Genomic DNA, 18,456 nt, shown 5'->3' with positions numbered 1-18,456 from the left:
AAGCATGGAAATGTTATCTATTGAAAAAGAACTGCAGAGCAATTCTTATCCTGGAAGAGGGATCATCATCGGAAAGTCTGCCGACGGAAGCAAAGCGGTCACAGCTTATTTTATCATGGGAAGAAGTGAGAACAGCCGTAATCGTGTCTTTGTAGAAGAAGGAGAAGGAATCCGCACACAGGCATTTGACGAGTCAAAGCTGACAGACCCAAGCTTAATTATCTACGCACCGGTGCGTGTACTCGGCAATAAGACGATCGTTACAAACGGAGATCAGACTGATACAATTTATGAAGGTATGGACAGACAGATGACGTTTGAACAGTCCCTTCGAAGCCGTGAATTTGAACCGGATGGACCAAACTACACACCTCGTATTTCCGGTATCATGCACATTGAGAACGGAAAATATAACTATGCAATGTCCATTTTGAAGAGCAATAACGGAAATCCGGATGCATGCAACCGTTACACCTTTGCATATGAGAATCCGGTAGCCGGAGAAGGACATTTTATCCACACATACAAGTGTGATGGAAATCCGCTTCCGAGTTTTGAAGGAGAACCAAAGCTTGTTGCAATTCCGGATGATATGGACACATTTGCAGACACACTCTGGAACAGTCTGAATGCAGATAATAAAGTATCTCTGTTTGTAAGATATATTGATATTGAGACAGGAACATACGAAAGCAAGATCATCAATAAGAATAAATAGTATACAAAGGTGAAGAAGGAGCAGGAATCATGAATGAATTAGAACTCAAATATGGATGTAACCCAAATCAGAAGCCGTCACGTATCTATATGAAAGACGGAAGTGATCTCCCGATCAAAGTTCTGATGGGCCGTCCGGGATATATCAACTTTCTGGATGCATTTAACGGATGGCAGCTGGTATCGGAATTAAAAAAAGCAACCGGACTTCCGGCAGCAACTTCCTTTAAGCATGTGTCACCGGCAGGTGCTGCAGTCGGACTGCCGCTGGATGAAACTCTTGCAAAAATTTACTGGGTAGATGACCTTGGAGAACTTTCTCCGCTTGCAAGCGCTTATGCACGTGCAAGAGGTGCAGACCGTATGTCTTCATTCGGTGATTTTATTGCGCTTTCTGATGTCTGTGATGTTGATACGGCAAGACTGATCAAGAGAGAAGTATCGGATGGAGTGATCGCACCTGGATATGAACCGGAAGCACTGGAGATTCTTGCACAGAAAAAGAAAGGTAATTACAATGTGATCCAGATCGATCCGAATTATGTTCCGGCACCGACTGAACACAAGGATGTATTTGGTATTACTTTTGAGCAGGGAAGAAATGAACTGAAGATTGATGATGATTTCTTCTCAAATGTAGTGACTGAGAACAAAGAAATTCCGGATCACGCAAAGAGAGATCTTGCAATTTCCATGATTACTTTAAAATATACACAGTCAAACTCTGTATGCTATGTAAAAGACGGACAGGCAATCGGAATCGGAGCCGGACAGCAGTCCCGTATCCACTGTACCCGTCTTGCCGGACAGAAGGCAGATAACTGGTGGCTGAGACAGTGCCCGAAAGTACTTGCTCTTCCATTTAAAGAAGGAATTAAGCGTGCAGACCGGGATAATGCAATTGATCTGTACATTGGTGAAGAATATATGGACGTACTGGCTGACGGAACCTGGGAAAATATTTTCACTGAAAAACCGGAAGTATTTACCAGAGAAGAAAAGAGAGCATGGCTTGATAAGCTGACGGGTGTGGCACTTGGATCAGACGCATTCTTTCCGTTTGGAGATAACATCGAACGTGCACATAAGAGCGGTGTTACATATATTGCAGAACCGGGTGGATCAATCCGTGATGACAATGTAATTGATACCTGCAACAAATACAACATGGCGATGGCATTTACCGGAATCCGTTTATTCCATCACTAAGATAATAAAAAAGCAAAGTTCCTGCAGAGGTAGAAGATCTACCTTTGCGGGAATTTTTTATTTCCTAGGAAATTCCGAAAGAACTTCCTAGGAAATAAAAGGCACTGCGTGCCGGAGATGCGCACTCGCACGAATCTATTGAAAAAATAAAAAGATATGCGACAAATGTGGAAAAATGTCGTTAAAAAATAAACAGAACCGGTAATCTGAAGATTTATTATTCGGAAGGAAATTACATAATATATATATAACAGCCAGCATGAGGAGGCGAATCTATGGGGATTCTTGAAATTCTTTTAATTTCAATCGGGCTTTCGTTTGACGTATTTGTCGTACATATCTGTGTCGGAGCAGGATTTTCAAGAAAGCACGGAAAAGACATACTCTTATCCAGTTTGCTTTTTGGAGGGGCACAACTCCTTGCATTGATCCTGGGAAATGTTGTTGCAGATATTCTGAAGCCGGACAGGAAGATGAATGAAACGATTTCAACAGCGGCAAGCGGTTGGGAAATTTTGTCGGTGCTGATATTTATCGGACTTGGTATCTATATGATCTGTAAAGCAAGAAATAATAAACAGATCTTTGAGCGTAGAAACGATGAGATAAATTGGAAACGGCTTAGAAAACTGGCAGTACTTACCAGCGTAGATGCGCTTTTTGCCGGAATGGGAATCGGCTTTTGGAGTGTAGAGATTCTGGAACAGGGGATGGTACTGCTTCCGGTTACGATCATTCAGTGTTTTCTTGGCGTGGAGGTTGGATACAGACTGGGCTGTGAATATAACTGCAAAGCTTACTGGATCGGTGGGATATTATTCCTGATCGCCGGGGCAGATATGGTGGTTACGCATTTTTTATTTTAAAATAGCAGGAGGAAAAGAGTATGGGCGAATTGACACATAAAGCAGCAAGGGCAGCATTTGGCGGAGCAATTGATTTGGCAATGCGAAAAATGGATAAAGACAGAGAAAAAGGTCTGCTTGATCTTGTTGATCTGACCGAGCGTTTCATGGGAGACAATTTCCAGAAGAGCTCCTATGAAGGCGCAAGAAAGATGATACAGGATCCGGATTCGAAGTGGATGAGTTATGTGAATCGTGCATTGGATGAAATTGACCCGCATGTTATTAAACAGACAGCATTAAACCTTGGATTTGAAGCGGCGTTCCATGGAACGAAAACAATCCGCAGTATGAGAAAGGTACATCAGTGCAATATTCCGTGGCTGATCCTGATGGATCCGACAAGTGCATGTAATCTTCATTGTACCGGATGCTGGGCGGCAGAATATGGGCATAAACTGAATCTTACATATGAAGAGATGGACAGCATCATTACACAAGGAAAAGAACTTGGAATTTATTTCTATATGTATACAGGCGGGGAGCCGTTAGTAAGAAAAAAAGATATTATCAGACTTTGTGAAAAGCATTATGACTGCGAATTTCATGCATTTACAAATGGAACACTGGTAGATGATGAATTTTGCGAAGAGATGAGAAGAGTCGGCAACCTGTCCCTTTCAATTAGTCTGGAAGGATTTGAAGAGGTCAATGACATGCGCCGTGGAGAGGGTGTATTCAACAAGGTTATGGCAACCATGGATCGGTTAAAGAAATATGGTCTGATCTTTGGTACGTCTATCTGTTATACCAGAAAGAACATTGAAACGGTTACATCGGATGAATTCCTGGATATGATCATCGGAAAGGGATGTCGTTTCACCTGGTATTTCCATTATATGCCGGTTGGAAATGATGCAGCACCGGATCTGCTGCCGACAAAAGAACAGAGAGAATATATGTACCACCGGGTAAGAGAGATCCGCAGTATGACAGGCGGAAAGCCAATTTATGCGATGGATTTCCAGAATGATGGAGAGTTTGTCGGAGGATGTATCGCAGGAGGAAGAAATTATTGCCATATCAATGCAAATGGAGATGTAGAACCATGTGTATTTATTCATTACTCTTCTGCAAATATCCGGGAAGTTACGCTCCTGGAAGCTCTCAAACAGCCACTCTTTATGGCATACAGAGACCGGCAGCCATTTAATGATAATCATCTGCGGCCATGTCCGATGCTTGAGAATCCGGAAATCCTTCAGGAGATGATAAAGGAGACTGGTGCAAAATCAACAGATCTGCAGTCACCGGAGAGTGCAGAGCATTTATGCAGCAAATGTGAAGCATATGCCTGTGAATGGAAAGAAACGGCAGACAGACTTTGGAAAGAGCATCCGCATCAGCAGAAAGGCTACACAAACTATAAAAAACGCACAGAAAACTAAAAGAAAATCGGTTTGAAAAAGCGTTTCGGTTGTGATAGAATGTTCGTCAAGAGAAATGGGCAGGAAAAAGAGGACGATACATGGAGAGAAAAAGAGAATTGACAAAGAACCTGCTTGCAGAGAGCTTCAAGGAGCTTCTAATCAAAGGATCTTTTGATAAGATAACAATTAAGATGATCACAGATCAGGCGGGAGTTATCAGACCGACATTTTATAATTACTTTCAGGATAAATATGAAGTGATGGAGTGGCTTCTGGAGACAGAGGTATTCCGGCATGCCCGTGAGATGATGGAAGACGGGATGGAAAAAGAAGCGATCTATCTGCTGTTCCGGAAGATGGAAAAAGACCGGATCTATTATCTGAAAGCGTTTGAAGTTACCGGTCAGAATGGATTTGAAGAGATTCTTGAAAAAAAGATTCGCCAGCTGATTGAAGAACTGGTAAGCAGGCATAAGATCAAGATCGAAAAGCTTCAGGGTATCAAAGATAAAAAGATCTTTCTGGAGTTTCATACGATTACCGTTGTAAACGGGCTTAAATACTGGCTGACCAGCCGGGAGATTCACCTGACAGCGGATGAAGCGATGGAGTATTATCTGTTTCTGATGTCGCATCCTATTTTGGAGCTACTTGAAAAGTAAAGAACAAAATATAAATTTGAGAAGAATCTGGGATATTCCGGGTTCTTCTTTTTGTTTTACTGTCAAAAAATAAAAAATGTTATTTAAATTGCTTGACGGATTTCTATTACAGAGTTATTATGAACATATGAACAGTTGCTCATATGTTCAGTGAGAAAAATATTTTTCAGGAGGAAAAAGAGATGAAGAAAAAATTTAAAATGGTAGACCTTGATTGCGCAAACTGTGCAGCAAAAATGGAAGATGCAATCAAAAAAATTGATGGTGTAAATGATGCAACGGTAAGTTTTATGATGCAGAAGCTTACGATCGATGCAGATGATGTAAGGTTTGATGAAATTATGCAGGAAGTCGTTGCTGTATGCAAGAAGGTAGAGCCGGATTGCCAGATTCAGCTGTAAAATCGGAAAGGTATGAAAGGGGAGAGTCTTCTATGATGAAAAAACAGAAAATAATGCTGTACCGTATTATCGCAGCGGCAGTTATTTATGTTCCTCTTTTTGTACTGGAACATATGGGAAAACTGGAATTTAAGTCCGAAATTCCGGTGCAGTTTTTGTTATTTATGATACCTTATCTGATCGTGGGATGGGACATCATTTACCGGGCTGTGCGCAATATCAGTCATGGTCAGGTATTTGATGAGAACTTTCTGATGTGTATAGCAACGTTTGGTGCACTTGGAGTAAAGGAATATTCGGAAGCGGTAGCGGTTATGTTGTTCTATCAGATCGGGGAGTTATTCCAGAGTTATGCAGTCAACCGTTCCCGCCAGTCAATCAGTGCAATGATGGATATCTGTCCGGAATATGCGAATATTGAAGAAGACGGAAAGCTCAAACAGGTTGATCCGGATGATGTAGAGATTGGTACAGAGATCGTCATCAAAGCAGGAGAGAGAGTTCCTCTCGATGGTGTGGTTGTATCGGGAACATCCTTTGTAGATACTTCTGCACTGACCGGAGAGTCGGTTCCGCGAGAAGTAACAGAAGGTTCCGAGATTATCAGTGGTTGTGTAAATGGAAGCGGACTTCTTAAGGTGCGCACAACGAAAGAGTTTGATGATTCTACAGTTGCGAAGATTCTGGAACTGGTTGAAAATGCCAGCAGCAAAAAGGCACATGTAGAGAACTTCATTACAAAGTTTGCAAAATACTATACGCCGATCGTGGTTTGTGCGGCAGTTGTACTTGCATTCCTTCCACCAATCATTCTTGGCGGTGGATTTGCAGAATGGATTCAGAGAGCATGTATTTTCCTTGTAATCTCCTGCCCATGTGCACTGGTGATCTCTGTTCCACTTGGTTTTTTTGGAGGAATCGGAGCAGCATCCAAACAGGGCGTTCTGGTAAAGGGAAGCAATTATCTGGAAGCACTCTCTGAGATGAAAACGATTGTATTTGATAAGACTGGTACACTGACAAAAGGTGAATTCGTTGTATCAGAAGTTATTCCGAACGGATGGGAAAAAGAAGGACTTCTTGAAGTGGCAGCCCTTGCGGAAGGCTATTCCGATCATCCAATCTCAGCAGCACTCAAGAAAGCGTACGAAGAAGCGGAGCTTGGTGAGTTGTCTATGGACAGGGTGGAACAGGCTGAAGAAATCGCCGGCCACGGAATCAAGGCAAAGATCGACGGAAGAGTTGTCTATGCCGGAAATGCAAAGCTGATGGAAGAAAAAGGCGTGGAATATGAGCCATGCACAGTCCCTGGTACGGTCGTATATCTGGCAGCTGAAAAAGAATTCCTCGGGACCATCGTAATTTCTGATACGGTCAAACCGGAAGCCAAACGTGCGATCGCGCAGCTCAGACAAAGCGGTGTCAAAAAGACAGTTATGCTTACCGGTGACAGAAAAGATGTCGGTGAAGCAGTAGCAGAAAGCCTTGGAATCGATGAAGTCTACACAGATCTCCTTCCGGGGGATAAGGTAGATAAGGTTGAAGCACTTCTCGGAGAACTCGGTGAGAAAGAAAAGCTCGGTTTTGTTGGTGATGGTATCAATGATGCACCGGTACTCTCCAGAGCTGATATCGGAATCGCAATGGGAAGCATGGGATCCGACGCAGCAATCGAAGCCGCAGATGTTGTTCTGATGGATGATAATATCCTTAAGATATCCTCCATTATGAGAATTGCAGGAAAAACTCTCCAGATCGTACATCAGAATATCGTCTTTGCCCTCGGTGTCAAAGTTCTGGTCCTCATCCTGGGAGCCCTCGGCATGGCCAATATGTGGGAAGCCGTCTTTGCCGATGTAGGAGTATCCGTAATCGCAATCCTGAACTCCATGAGAACACTGAAAGTAAAATAGATGTCAAAAGCATAATGTAAAACAAGAAAGAATTATCCTTAACGTGATGGGGATAATTCTTTTTTGTTGCTTTGCCACACTAATTTATTCTACTTGCATTTTTGTCAGCGACAGTGTAAAATGACAAAACGGATTAGAATAGTGAAACCAAGAAGGGAGATACAAGATGGAACTGTTTATAGATATACTAAAAGATACAACAATTGACACTGTGAAACTGATACCTTTCCTTTTCCTGACATACCTTGCGATGGAATATCTGGAGAATAAAGCCGGTCAGAAGACGGTGCGGATGCTTCTTGGAGCAGGGAAAAAAGGACCTGTGATCGGTGGAATCCTGGGCGTTGTTCCGCAGTGCGGATTTTCGGCAGCAGCAGCAAATCTGTATTCCGGCGGAGTCATCACAGTTGGAACGATGATCGCTGTTTTTCTGTCTACATCAGATGAGATGCTTCCGATCCTGATCTCAGAGCAGGCGGATGTCCGTAAGATCATGGCAATTTTAATCGGAAAGATCATCGTTGGTATTGTTGCAGGGATTTTGGTTGATATCGGAGTGCGGGTGCTAGGCAAAGGATACCAGAGAGGACTGCACATTCATGATATCTGTGAGCATGACCACTGTCACTGTGAAGAGGGAAGCATTGTAAAATCAGCACTCATCCATTCGGTACAGATTCTGGTATTTATATATGTAATTTCTTTTGCGTTAAATGCAGTTGTGGAGTGGATTGGAATGGAAGAGGTCATGAACGTGGTGACGCATTATCCAATTGCCGGAATTTTTCTGGCTGGTCTTGTCGGCCTGATTCCGAACTGCGCAGCTTCTATTACAATTACGAAATTTTATCTTGAGGGAGTCTTAAATGTCGGCAGTATGTTTGCCGGACTTTTGTCATGTGCCGGAATCGGACTGATCGTGCTTTTTAAGACGAACCATAGTTGGAAGAAGAATGTGATGATCGTCGCAACACTTTACGGAATCAGTGTAGTGTGCGGAATTATAGTGGAAATCCTGTTTGGAATGTAGTACAATATCCTTATATGGCGCAGAAGACTAAAAGGAACGCAAGAAGAGGAGTTGAGATGGCTAAAAAAGGATTTATTGCAGAATTCAAAGAGTTTATTGCAAGGGGAAATGTAATGGATCTTGCAGTCGGCGTTATTATTGGTGGTGCATTCCAGTCGATTGTGAATTCTCTTGTAAATGATATGATCATGCCGGTGATCAGTCTTCTGACTGGTGGGGTCAATTTTTCCAACTGGGTGATCCGAATCGGATCTGGTGAGAATGACACGATCAAATATGGCAATTTTATTACAGCGGTAATCAACTTTCTTCTGATGGCACTTGTTATTTTTTGTTTTGTAAAAGTGATGAACAATCTTGCTTCAAGAACAGAAAAACTGCTTAAGAAGGAGGAAGAAGCACCGGCAGCACCGGCTACGAAGATCTGCCCGTACTGCATGTCAGAAATCCCGATCGCAGCAACCAGATGTGCATACTGTACATCTGAGCTTCCGGCTGAGGATACGGACAAGGAAGAATAAAGAAAAGACAGGAATAATACGACAGAGAGGAACATAAAAACAATGGAGAAAATTATTTTAACAGGTGACAGACCAACCGGACGGCTTCATGTCGGACATTATGTTGGATCCTTAAAGCGAAGAGTAGAACTGCAGAATTCCGGAGAATATGACAAGATCTTTATCATGATCGCAGATGCACAGGCACTGACTGATAATGCAGATAACCCGGAAAAGGTACGTCAGAATATTATTGAGGTTGCACTGGATTATCTGTCATGCGGACTGGATCCGGAGAAATCCACGATTTTCATCCAGTCACAGGTACCGGAACTGACAGAACTTTCTTTTTATTATATGAATCTGGTTACGGTATCCCGTCTTCAGAGAAACCCAACAGTTAAATCGGAGATCCAGATGCGTAATTTTGAAGCAAGTATTCCGGTAGGATTCTTTACTTATCCGATCAGCCAGGCAGCAGATATCACAGCGTTTAAGGCAACGACTGTACCGGTAGGTGAGGATCAGCTTCCGATGATCGAACAGTGCCGTGAGATCGTACACAAATTCAACAGTGTATATGGAGAAGCATTGGTTATGCCGAAAGCGCTGATTCCGGAGAACGAAAGCTGTTGCCGTCTTCCTGGAACGGATGGAAAAGCAAAGATGAGTAAATCCCTTGGTAACTGTATTTATCTGTCTGATTCCGAGGAAGAAGTAAGACAGAAGATCATGGGAATGTATACAGATCCGAATCATTTGAAGGTATCTGATCCGGGACAGGTAGAAGGGAATTCCGTTTTCACTTATCTGGATGCATTCTGTACAGATGAACATTTTGAAAAATATCTGCCGGATTATAAGAATCTGGATGAATTGAAGGATCATTACAGACGTGGTGGACTTGGTGACGTTAAGGTTAAGAAGTTCCTGAATGCGGTTATGCAGGAAGAGCTTGCACCGATCCGTGCAAGAAGAAAAGAACTGGAGAAGAAGATTCCGGAGATCTACGAGATCCTTCATAAAGGAAGTATTGAAGCTGAAAAAGTGGCAGCACAGACTTTAAAAGAAGTAAAAGATGCGATGAAGATCAACTATTTTGAAGATCAGCAGCTGATCCGGGAACAGACAGCAAGATTTGCAGAATAAAGAAAGGCTTTAAGCCGGAGGAGAGATAATAATTATGGGTAAATATTTCGGAACAGATGGATTCCGTGGAGAAGCCAATGTAGTACTGACGGTAGAGCATGCGTTTAAGGTAGGACGTTATCTTGGCTGGTATTACGGACAGGAACACAAGGCAAGAATCGTGATCGGTAAAGATACCAGAAGAAGCAGCTATATGTTTGAATATGCGCTGGCAGCAGGGCTTACTGCGTCCGGAGCAGATGCATATCTTCTTCATGTGACAACAACTCCAAGCGTGTCTTACGTGGTAAGAACCGAAGATTTTGACTGCGGAATCATGATTTCCGCAAGCCATAACCCGTACTATGATAATGGAATCAAAGTGATCAACAGTAAAGGTCAGAAGCTGGAAGCAGAAGTAGAAGCCAAAGTGGAAGCTTATATTGATGGGGAATCCGGAGAAATTCCGCTTGCTAAGAAAGAGGCGATCGGAAGAACCGTAGATTATGCAGCAGGAAGAAACCGTTATATCGGACATTTGATCAGTCTGGCAACCCGTTCTTTTAAAGATGTGAAAGTCGGACTAGATTGTTCCAACGGAAGTTCTTCAAGTATTGCCAAAAGCGTATTTGATGCACTGGGAGCAAAGACTTATGTGATCAATAATGAGCCGGATGGAACCAACATCAACACAAATTGCGGTTCTACACATATTAATGTTCTTCAGGAATATGTAAAAGAAAAAGGACTGGATGTCGGATTTGCATACGATGGAGATGCGGACCGCTGCATCGCTGTTGATGAGAATGGAAATGTTGTTGACGGGGATCTGATCCTTTATGTGTGTGGCAAATATATGAAAGAACATGGTCAGTTAAAAGACGATACCATCGTTACTACTATCATGTCAAATCTTGGACTTTATAAAGCATGCGACAAGATTGGCATGAAGTACGAAAAGACACAGGTCGGCGACAAATATGTCTATGAGAACATGGTTAAGAATGGATTCATGCTGGGCGGTGAACAGTCCGGACATATTATTTTCAGTAAGCATGCGACGACAGGAGATGGTATTCTGACTTCTCTGATGCTGATGGAAGTTATCATGGAGACCAAACAGTCCCTCGGACAGCTGACAGAAGAAGTGAAGATCTATCCACAGCTTCTGAAAAATGTGCGTGTGGCAGATAAGAAGACAGCAAGGGAGAATCCGGAAGTGGTCAAAGCAGTCGATGCAGTTGCAGAAGCACTTGGAGATGACGGAAGAATCCTTGTCCGTGAAAGTGGAACGGAACCGGTAATCCGTGTCATGGTTGAAGCGGCGACGGACGAGCTTTGCGAAAAGTATGTGACTCAGGTAATCGATGTGATTGAAAAAGAAGGGCTCATCGTAGAATAAAAAATCTGAAATAGAATCGTGCAGAAAAGGATAGCTTGCAGATGAAAGTCTGTGGGCCATCCTTTTTAGTTTGTGAACCATAGTCTGGATGTTTGAAAAATATTATTTGAATAAAAAAGAAAAATGTTCTGCCTGTATAGATTTTCTATATTCTGACATGCTATTAAAAAAGCATGGAGGAAAAAGAAATGGATGAAATGTTTTGTTTTCAATGTCAGCAGACCGCTCATAACACGGGCTGCGAAGGACATGCAGGTGTATGTGGAAAAAAGTCGGACACAGCAAATCTTCAAGATGAACTGACTGGTGAACTGATCCGGCTGGCAAGGGCAGTTGCTGAAAATGAAAGAAGCAGATCTTCGGATGAACTGATGTTAAAAGGTCTGTTTACCACGATTACAAATGTAAATTTCAACAGTGATACAGTGAAAAAACTGTCAGATGAGATCAGAGAAGAAGCAGAAAACAGAAAACCAGGAAAAGAAGCTTATAATGTACAGAAGATCTGGGAGGCACCGGAAGATATCCGTTCGTTAAAGTCATTGATCTTGTTTGGCTTGCGGGGAACTGCAGCATATGCTTATCATGCATGGGCACTGGGATATGTGGATGCGGAGATTATGAATTTCTTTTATAAGGGAATGCGGATTCTGGGAGAAGAAAAAGGGATGGAAGAACTGCTTCCGGTAGTCATAGAAACCGGTAAAGTCAACCTGCGCTGCATGGAACTTCTGGATAAAGCAAACACGGAAAGCTATGGAGATCCAGTTCCGACAGAAGTTCCACTTACGATAGAAAAGGGACCGTTTATTGTAGTCAGTGGCCATGATCTGCATGATATGAAGCTGCTTCTGGAGCAGACCAAAGATAAAGGCATCAATATTTATACGCACAGTGAAATGCTTCCGGCACACGGATATCCAAAATTAAAGGAATATCCGCATTTGAAAGGCAATTTCGGAACGGCCTGGCAGAGTCAACAATTTGAGTTCCATAATATTCCTGCGCCAATTTTATTTACGACAAATTGTCTGATGCCGGTCAGACAGAGCTATGCAGACCGGGTGTTTACAACTTCGGTGGTGTCTTATCCGGAGATGGTTCATATTGGTGCGGACAAAGATTTTACACCGGTTATTGCAAAAGCATTGGAATGCGGTGGATATCCGGAAGATCATCCGATGACAGGGATTAATGGAGGAACAACCGTGATGACCGGATTTGCACACAACGCAGTTCTGGAAAATGCAGGAAAGATCGTGGATTTGGTAAAGCAGGGGAAAATCAGGCATTTCTTTCTGATCGGAGGCTGTGATGGCGCAGCACCAGGCCGGAGCTACTATACGGAATTTGCGAAAAAGACACCGATGGATACGATCATCCTGACGCTGGCATGTGGAAAATACAGATTGAATGATCTGAGGCTCGGAGAAATTGAGGGAATTCCAAGAATTTTGGATATGGGACAGTGTAATGATGCGTACAGTGCGATTAAAGTTGCAATTGCTCTTGCAGAAGCGTTTGGGTGTGAGGTAAATGAACTTCCACTGTCTATGATTCTGTCATGGTATGAACAGAAAGCGGTTGCGATTCTGCTGACACTTATGGCGCTCGGAATCAAAAATATTTACCTGGGTCCGACGCTTCCGGCGTTTGTGTCACCGAATGTTCTAAATTACCTGGTACAAGAGTATCAGATTACCCCGATCAGTACAGTAGATGAGGATCTGAAGAAAATTTTAGGTTGAAGAGGTTTGAACGTGAGAGAAAGAAAGCGGAAATAAGAAATGAAAAGCATTACTTCTGAAACGGAAAGCACAAAAAAGTGTGAGTAAGAAGAGGTAGTGCTTTTTTACATACTGTTTCCTTTACAAAAAGTGTCGTCTGTGCTAACATAAATATAACAATGGCGATGCCGGTACAATAGAAAAAGGAGTGCGTTTTATGCTGATTGAAATTGATTTTAACAGTGATGAGGCGATTTATATACAGCTCAGGAATCAGATCATTATGGGAATTGCCACTTCGACGATTCATGAAGGAGATACTTTGCCGTCTGTGAGACAGCTGGCAGATAATATCGGAATCAATATGCATACAGTGAATAAGGCATACAATGTCCTGCGGCAGGAAGGTTTTCTTCAGCTTGACAGACGAAGAGGTGCGGTGATCTGTATTGATGAAGATAAGCTGGAAGCTTTGCAGGATCTGAAAGAGCAGCTTCGGGTACTTCTGGCAAAAGGAAGTTGCAAAAACATTACGAAAGAAGAAGTTCATGAACTGGTAGACGAGATCTATGCAGATTATGAACAGAGATAGATTGAAAAAAGGAGACTAAAATTATATGGCAGAAAAGCAATATACAAGGCAGGCGCAGGAAGCGCTGAATATGGCACGGAAGATTGCAGCCGAACTGAAGCATCCATATGTTGGGACAGAACATCTTCTTTTCGGGCTTAAGAGGGTTTTTACCGGAGTTGCAGGGCAGGTGCTTGATAAGAATAAAGTCGATGAAGAACAGATGGAAAAAGCAATGGATATCCTTGTATCTGCTCCTGAGGCAGCTAAGAAGGAAAGAAAGCATCTGGAGTACAGTCCGAGACTTCGATATATTCTGGAAGAAAGCCAGAATGAGGCAGTGCAGCTTGCATCTGAAAAAGTCGGAACCGAACATCTTCTGCTTACAATGCTCAAAGATGGAGATTGTGTGGCTACCCGTATGTTGATGACCCTGAATGTAAATATTCAAAAACTTTTTCAGGATCTTCTGCTTGCGGCGGGAATCGATCCGAAAGAGTATATGGAAAATCAGAAGGATGGGGAAACTGTTGGCGGAATTATAGACCAGTACAGTACGGATCTGACACAGGAAGCAAGAGAAGGAAAGCTGGATCCGGTTATTGGACGTGAAAAAGAAATTGCACGTATCATGGAGATCCTGAGCAGACGGACCAAGAATAATCCGTGTCTTGTGGGAGAGCCGGGAGTCGGTAAGACAGCAATCGTGGAAGGACTTGCAAGACAGATCGCGGAAGGAATTGTTCCGGAAAGCATGAAAGATAAGCGGATCATGGTGCTGGATCTTCCGGGGATGATTGCAGGCTCCAAGTATCGTGGTGAATTTGAAGAGCGCATGAAAAAACTGATCCGTGAGGTAAAGACGGCGGGCAATATTATCCTTTTCTTAGATGAACTTCATACCATTATCGGTGCCGGTGGTGCAGAGGGCGCGATTGATGCATCCAATATTCTGAAACCATCTCTGGCAAGAGGGGAGATGCAGCTGATCGGTGCAACAACTCTTACGGAATACCGCAAGTATATTGAGAAGGATGCGGCTCTGGAAAGAAGATTCCAGCCGGTTACGGTTGAAGAACCGACAGAAGATGAGTGTATCCGGATCCTGGAAGGCCTGAAAGAAAAATATGAGGCTCATCATGATGTAGAGATCGAAGAGGATGCGTTGAAAGCGGCAGTACATATGTCATGCCGTTATATCAATGACCGTTTCCTTCCGGATAAGGCAATTGATGTGTTGGATGAAAGCTGTTCAAAAGTAAAACTTCGTGGATTTAAAGTGCCGGAGAATATTGTTGGGACAGAAATCCGCTGTGGAAAGCTGGAGCAGGAAAAAGAAGTGGCACTGAAAGCAGGAGATATTGAAAAAGCATCGGAGCTCCATAGAGAACAGAAGGAAGCAGAAAAGAAATTAGAGCAGGCGAAAAAGCGTTTCAATAAAAAGAATGAAAAGAAAAAAGTTCCGGTAACTGAAGAAGATGTTGCGGATGTAATTTCCATGTGGACACGAATCCCGGTAACAAGACTGAATGAATCTGAGAGCGAACGCCTGAAAAAGCTGGATAAAACACTGGAGAAGCGTGTGATTGGTCAGGAAGAGGCAATCCAGGCACTTTCCAAAGCGGTAAAACGAGGAAGAGTGGGATTGAAAGATCCGGCACGTCCGATTGGTTCATTCTTATTCCTTGGTCCTACAGGTGTCGGAAAGACAGAGCTTTCCAAAGCTCTTGCAGAAGCACTCTTTGGCAATGAAGAGGATATGATCCGGGTAGATATGTCCGAATATATGGAGAAGCACAGTGTATCCAAGATGATCGGATCGCCTCCGGGGTATGTGGGACATGAGGATGGCGGACAGCTCAGCGAAAAAGTACGCAGAAATCCATATTCTGTCATTTTGTTTGATGAGATTGAGAAAGCACATCCGGATGTGTTTAATATTTTACTTCAGGTACTGGATGACGGACATATTACGGATTCGCAGGGAAGAAAAGTAGATTTCCGCAATACGGTTATCATTATGACGTCCAATGCAGGTGCCAAGGCAATCATTGAACCGAAGAAGCTTGGATTTACCCAGCAGGAAGACCAGAAGGCGGATTACAAGCGTATGAAAGCAAATGTGATGGATGAAGTAAAGCAGTTATTCCGCCCAGAGTTCCTGAACCGTATTGATGAGATCATCGTATTCCATCCGCTGAATGAGGACAATATGAAGAAGATCGTAGGGCTGATGTGTAAAGAAGTTGTGCAGAGAGCAAAAGAGCAGCTTGAAATTATACTGGTTGTGCGTGATTCTGTGAAGAAGCATATCGTTGAGACCGGAAGTGACAAGAAGTATGGTGCAAGACCGCTGAGAAGGGCAGTACAGAGCCAGTTGGAAGACAAACTTGCGGAAGCACTTTTGAATGGTGAGATCAAACGTGGAGACCATGTGGAAGCCGGTATTTCTAAAAAGGAAATAAAATTTACAGTCAGAGAGATAAACAGCTAGCAAAAGAAGAAGTTTTATTATATAATAAGAAAAACGGTTCGGATGTGGAAAATTCACAGTCCACAAGTCGAAAGAGAAAGACCATTAGGAGGATTTGAACAATGACAGTAGTCAAAGAACTTATCAGAAGTGAATTAGACGGAACACTCAGTTTCGGCGATTACACTCTGGATACAAAGACAAAAAAGGATGGATTTGAATTTCAGGGAGATATATATAAAGTAAAGACATTTAAAGAGATTACAAAGCTTGAAAAGAATGGAATGTTCGTATATGAATCTGTTCCGGGAACTGCAGTAGAGCATTTTGAAGTATCAGAAGATGTGATCTCATTCAAGGTATCAGGGACAGGAGATGCACAGATCACACTGGAACTTGAACCGGATACAGACTATATCGTATATATGAATGATATGAATGTTGGTGATATGAAGACAAACTTAAGCGCAAAGCTTAGTGTAAGTGCAGAACTTGGAAAAGAAAGCGTTGAGATCAAGGTCGTAAGAAAGTAGGACAATGATTATAACAAGGGTTGTCTGAAGTACATAGGTATTTAAGAAAAGTAAAAGAGTCTGCTTCGGCAGGCTCTTTCTTTACCGAAAGTATATAAACTGGGAACAGGCAAGAGAAGCAGTTGGTAATTTTTTAAGATAGATAAGGAGATGGAGTATGGCGAAGGCAAAAAAGTCGGTTTTTTTCTGCCAGAATTGTGGGCATGAAGAATCAAAATGGCTGGGACAGTGCCCGATGTGCAAGGAATGGAACTCTTTCGTGGAAGAGCGTGTGACAACGTCGAAAACGGCAGCGGTTAAAGCGGCAAAAGAGATTCATATTGTACCATTGTCCGAAGTAAAGACAGAGAATGAAGAGCGGGTGACAACCGAGATTAAAGAACTGGACCGTGTACTGGGAGGCGGAATCGTACCGGGCTCCCTTATTTTAGTAGGTGGTGATCCGGGAATCGGTAAATCAACGCTGCTCCTGCAGGTGTGTCAGAAACTGGCAAAAAAAGAACGAAAGGTTTTGTATATATCAGGGGAAGAATCGCTTCGCCAGATTAAATTGCGTGCACAGAGGATGGGAGAATTTAATGATCATCTGCTTTTGCTTTGTGAGACTAATCTGGAACTGATCCGCAATGTGATTGAAAAGGAAAAACCAGATACCGTGATCATTGATTCGATTCAGACAATGTACAGTGAAGAAGTCGGTTCCGCACCGGGAAGTGTGTCGCAGGTCAGAGAGGCAACAAATACGCTGATGCAGCTTGCAAAAGGGCTTGGGATTTCGATTTTTATTGTCGGACATGTTACAAAAGAAGGAACTGTCGCCGGTCCAAGAGTATTGGAACATATGGTAGATACGGTTCTGTATTTTGAAGGAGACAGGCATGCATCTTACCGGATTCTTCGAGGAGTGAAAAATCGTTTTGGTTCGACGAATGAGATTGGTGTATTTGAAATGCGAAGAGATGGTCTTCGGGAGGTGGAAAATCCATCAGAATTTATGCTGAATGGGCGCCCGGAAAATGCATCTGGATCTGTTGTGGCATGTTCTATGGAAGGAACACGTCCGATCTTGCTGGAAATCCAGGCGCTGGTATGCGAAAGCAATTTTGGAATGCCAAGAAGAACAGCAGCAGGAACAGATTACAACAGGGTGAACCTTCTGATGGCGGTTTTGGAAAAAAGGATTGGATATCATCTTGGAAATTATGATGCCTATGTGAATATTGCCGGAGGTATCAAGATCAATGAACCCGCGATAGACCTTGGAATCGTGATGGCGATCGTATCAAGCTATAAGAACAGACCATTTGATGAACGGACGATTGTGTTTGGAGAAGTTGGATTAAGTGGAGAAGTCCGTGCGGTAAATATGCCGGAACAGCGGGTGGCAGAGGCGAAGAAGCTTGGATTTGAGACGTGTATTGTGCCAGAAGTATCTCTGGATAGCGTGAAGAGTATTGGTGGGATCAAAATCATTGGAGTGAAAAGCATTAACGAGGCAATCGGACTGATTGAGTAGGAGAACATGTAAAGAGGAAACAGAATAGATGTGATAATTTCTGTTCCCTCTTTTACATAGCAATGATGTTGGAGCCAAAAGGTATTTTGCCCCCTTTGATACCAGATTGCTACGTGCTTTGCACTCTCGCAATCCTCAAAAACATTCGTAATCCGCTCATTTTTCTTTGAAAAATGCCTACTTACTCATGTTTTTGGCGGGTCAAGAGGTCAAAAATCCTCTTGCAAGCAAGCTTGCATCGGCTTTCTGACCTTTTGACCCTGGTATCATAGCAATTACGAAATTATAAAAGTTAAAGGTCTTTAAAGATTCCGATTCTGGCGAGTAAGGAAATAGCTTACTTAAACGGAAGACTGAACTGAAGCACAAAAATGTCAGAATATTCTGAATTGCGCAAAA

General features: G+C 42.8%; 16 protein-coding genes. All 16 read left to right on the top strand.

What is annotated here, in order from left to right:
• The first annotated feature begins 4 nt into the window (after positions 1-4).
• The 16 genes from PGZ10_RS09645 to radA all read left to right on the top strand — a co-directional run bounded on the left by PGZ10_RS09645 (position 5) and on the right by radA (position 18,057).
• Positions 5-718, top strand: coding sequence for an IMP cyclohydrolase (locus PGZ10_RS09645; RefSeq protein WP_008373293.1), 714 nt, complete (start codon positions 5-7; stop codon positions 716-718).
• Between the two features lie 29 nt (positions 719-747).
• A complete protein-coding gene (locus PGZ10_RS09640; protein ID WP_173688748.1) occupies positions 748-1,926 on the top strand; it encodes a phosphoribosylaminoimidazolecarboxamide formyltransferase in 1,179 nt (392 codons plus the stop codon).
• Between the two features lie 275 nt (positions 1,927-2,201).
• Entirely contained in the window at positions 2,202-2,792 is a 591-nt protein-coding gene (locus PGZ10_RS09635; protein WP_117824543.1) for a manganese efflux pump MntP, read from the top strand.
• Positions 2,793-2,812: 20 nt separating this feature from the next.
• Positions 2,813-4,219: a radical SAM protein gene (locus PGZ10_RS09630; protein ID WP_270541247.1), complete on the top strand. Its 1,407-nt coding sequence runs from the start codon at positions 2,813-2,815 to the stop codon at positions 4,217-4,219.
• An 80-nt stretch (positions 4,220-4,299) separates the two neighbouring features.
• Positions 4,300-4,863, top strand: a complete 564-nt coding sequence (locus PGZ10_RS09625; protein ID WP_117557046.1) for a TetR family transcriptional regulator — start codon at positions 4,300-4,302, stop codon at positions 4,861-4,863.
• 182 nt (positions 4,864-5,045) lie between these two features.
• Positions 5,046-5,264 carry a cation transporter gene (locus PGZ10_RS09620; protein WP_117557045.1) on the top strand — a complete coding sequence of 73 codons (219 nt, stop codon included), beginning with the start codon at positions 5,046-5,048 and terminating at the stop codon, positions 5,262-5,264.
• Between the two features lie 32 nt (positions 5,265-5,296).
• A complete protein-coding gene (locus tag PGZ10_RS09615; RefSeq protein ID WP_270205748.1) occupies positions 5,297-7,177 on the top strand; it encodes a heavy metal translocating P-type ATPase in 1,881 nt (626 codons plus the stop codon).
• 166 nt (positions 7,178-7,343) lie between these two features.
• The gene (locus PGZ10_RS09610) at positions 7,344-8,207 is read left to right on the top strand and encodes a putative manganese transporter (RefSeq protein ID WP_117557042.1); all 864 of its coding nucleotides are present in this window, start codon (positions 7,344-7,346) and stop codon (positions 8,205-8,207) included.
• A gap of 56 nt (positions 8,208-8,263) precedes the next feature.
• Positions 8,264-8,728 carry a large conductance mechanosensitive channel protein MscL gene (gene mscL / locus PGZ10_RS09605; RefSeq protein WP_022220518.1) on the top strand — a complete coding sequence of 155 codons (465 nt, stop codon included), beginning with the start codon at positions 8,264-8,266 and terminating at the stop codon, positions 8,726-8,728.
• 42 nt (positions 8,729-8,770) lie between these two features.
• The gene (gene trpS / locus PGZ10_RS09600) at positions 8,771-9,856 is read left to right on the top strand and encodes a tryptophan--tRNA ligase (protein ID WP_008368572.1); all 1,086 of its coding nucleotides are present in this window, start codon (positions 8,771-8,773) and stop codon (positions 9,854-9,856) included.
• Positions 9,857-9,890: 34 nt separating this feature from the next.
• Positions 9,891-11,237: a phosphoglucosamine mutase gene (glmM, locus tag PGZ10_RS09595; protein ID WP_270541246.1), complete on the top strand. Its 1,347-nt coding sequence runs from the start codon at positions 9,891-9,893 to the stop codon at positions 11,235-11,237.
• A gap of 197 nt (positions 11,238-11,434) precedes the next feature.
• Positions 11,435-12,985 (top strand): hydroxylamine reductase, encoded by a 1,551-nt coding sequence (gene hcp, locus PGZ10_RS09590; RefSeq protein ID WP_442872546.1) that lies wholly within the window; start codon positions 11,435-11,437, stop codon positions 12,983-12,985.
• Between the two features lie 196 nt (positions 12,986-13,181).
• The gene (locus tag PGZ10_RS09585) at positions 13,182-13,556 is read left to right on the top strand and encodes a GntR family transcriptional regulator (protein ID WP_008368566.1); all 375 of its coding nucleotides are present in this window, start codon (positions 13,182-13,184) and stop codon (positions 13,554-13,556) included.
• Between the two features lie 25 nt (positions 13,557-13,581).
• Positions 13,582-16,029, top strand: a complete 2,448-nt coding sequence (locus tag PGZ10_RS09580; RefSeq protein WP_195250850.1) for an ATP-dependent Clp protease ATP-binding subunit — start codon at positions 13,582-13,584, stop codon at positions 16,027-16,029.
• Between the two features lie 101 nt (positions 16,030-16,130).
• Positions 16,131-16,541: a hypothetical protein gene (locus tag PGZ10_RS09575; RefSeq protein ID WP_008368562.1), complete on the top strand. Its 411-nt coding sequence runs from the start codon at positions 16,131-16,133 to the stop codon at positions 16,539-16,541.
• A gap of 157 nt (positions 16,542-16,698) precedes the next feature.
• Positions 16,699-18,057, top strand: coding sequence for a DNA repair protein RadA (gene radA / locus PGZ10_RS09570; protein ID WP_117557034.1), 1,359 nt, complete (start codon positions 16,699-16,701; stop codon positions 18,055-18,057).
• Positions 18,058-18,456: the final 399 nt, after the last annotated feature.

The organism is Coprococcus sp. AF102-57, from assembly GCF_027686195.1.
GTDB lineage: Bacteria > Bacillota > Clostridia > Lachnospirales > Lachnospiraceae > Allocoprococcus > Allocoprococcus comes.
The sequence above is the reverse complement of the archived record's forward strand: the minus strand, read 5'-3'. Positions and strand labels throughout refer to the sequence as shown.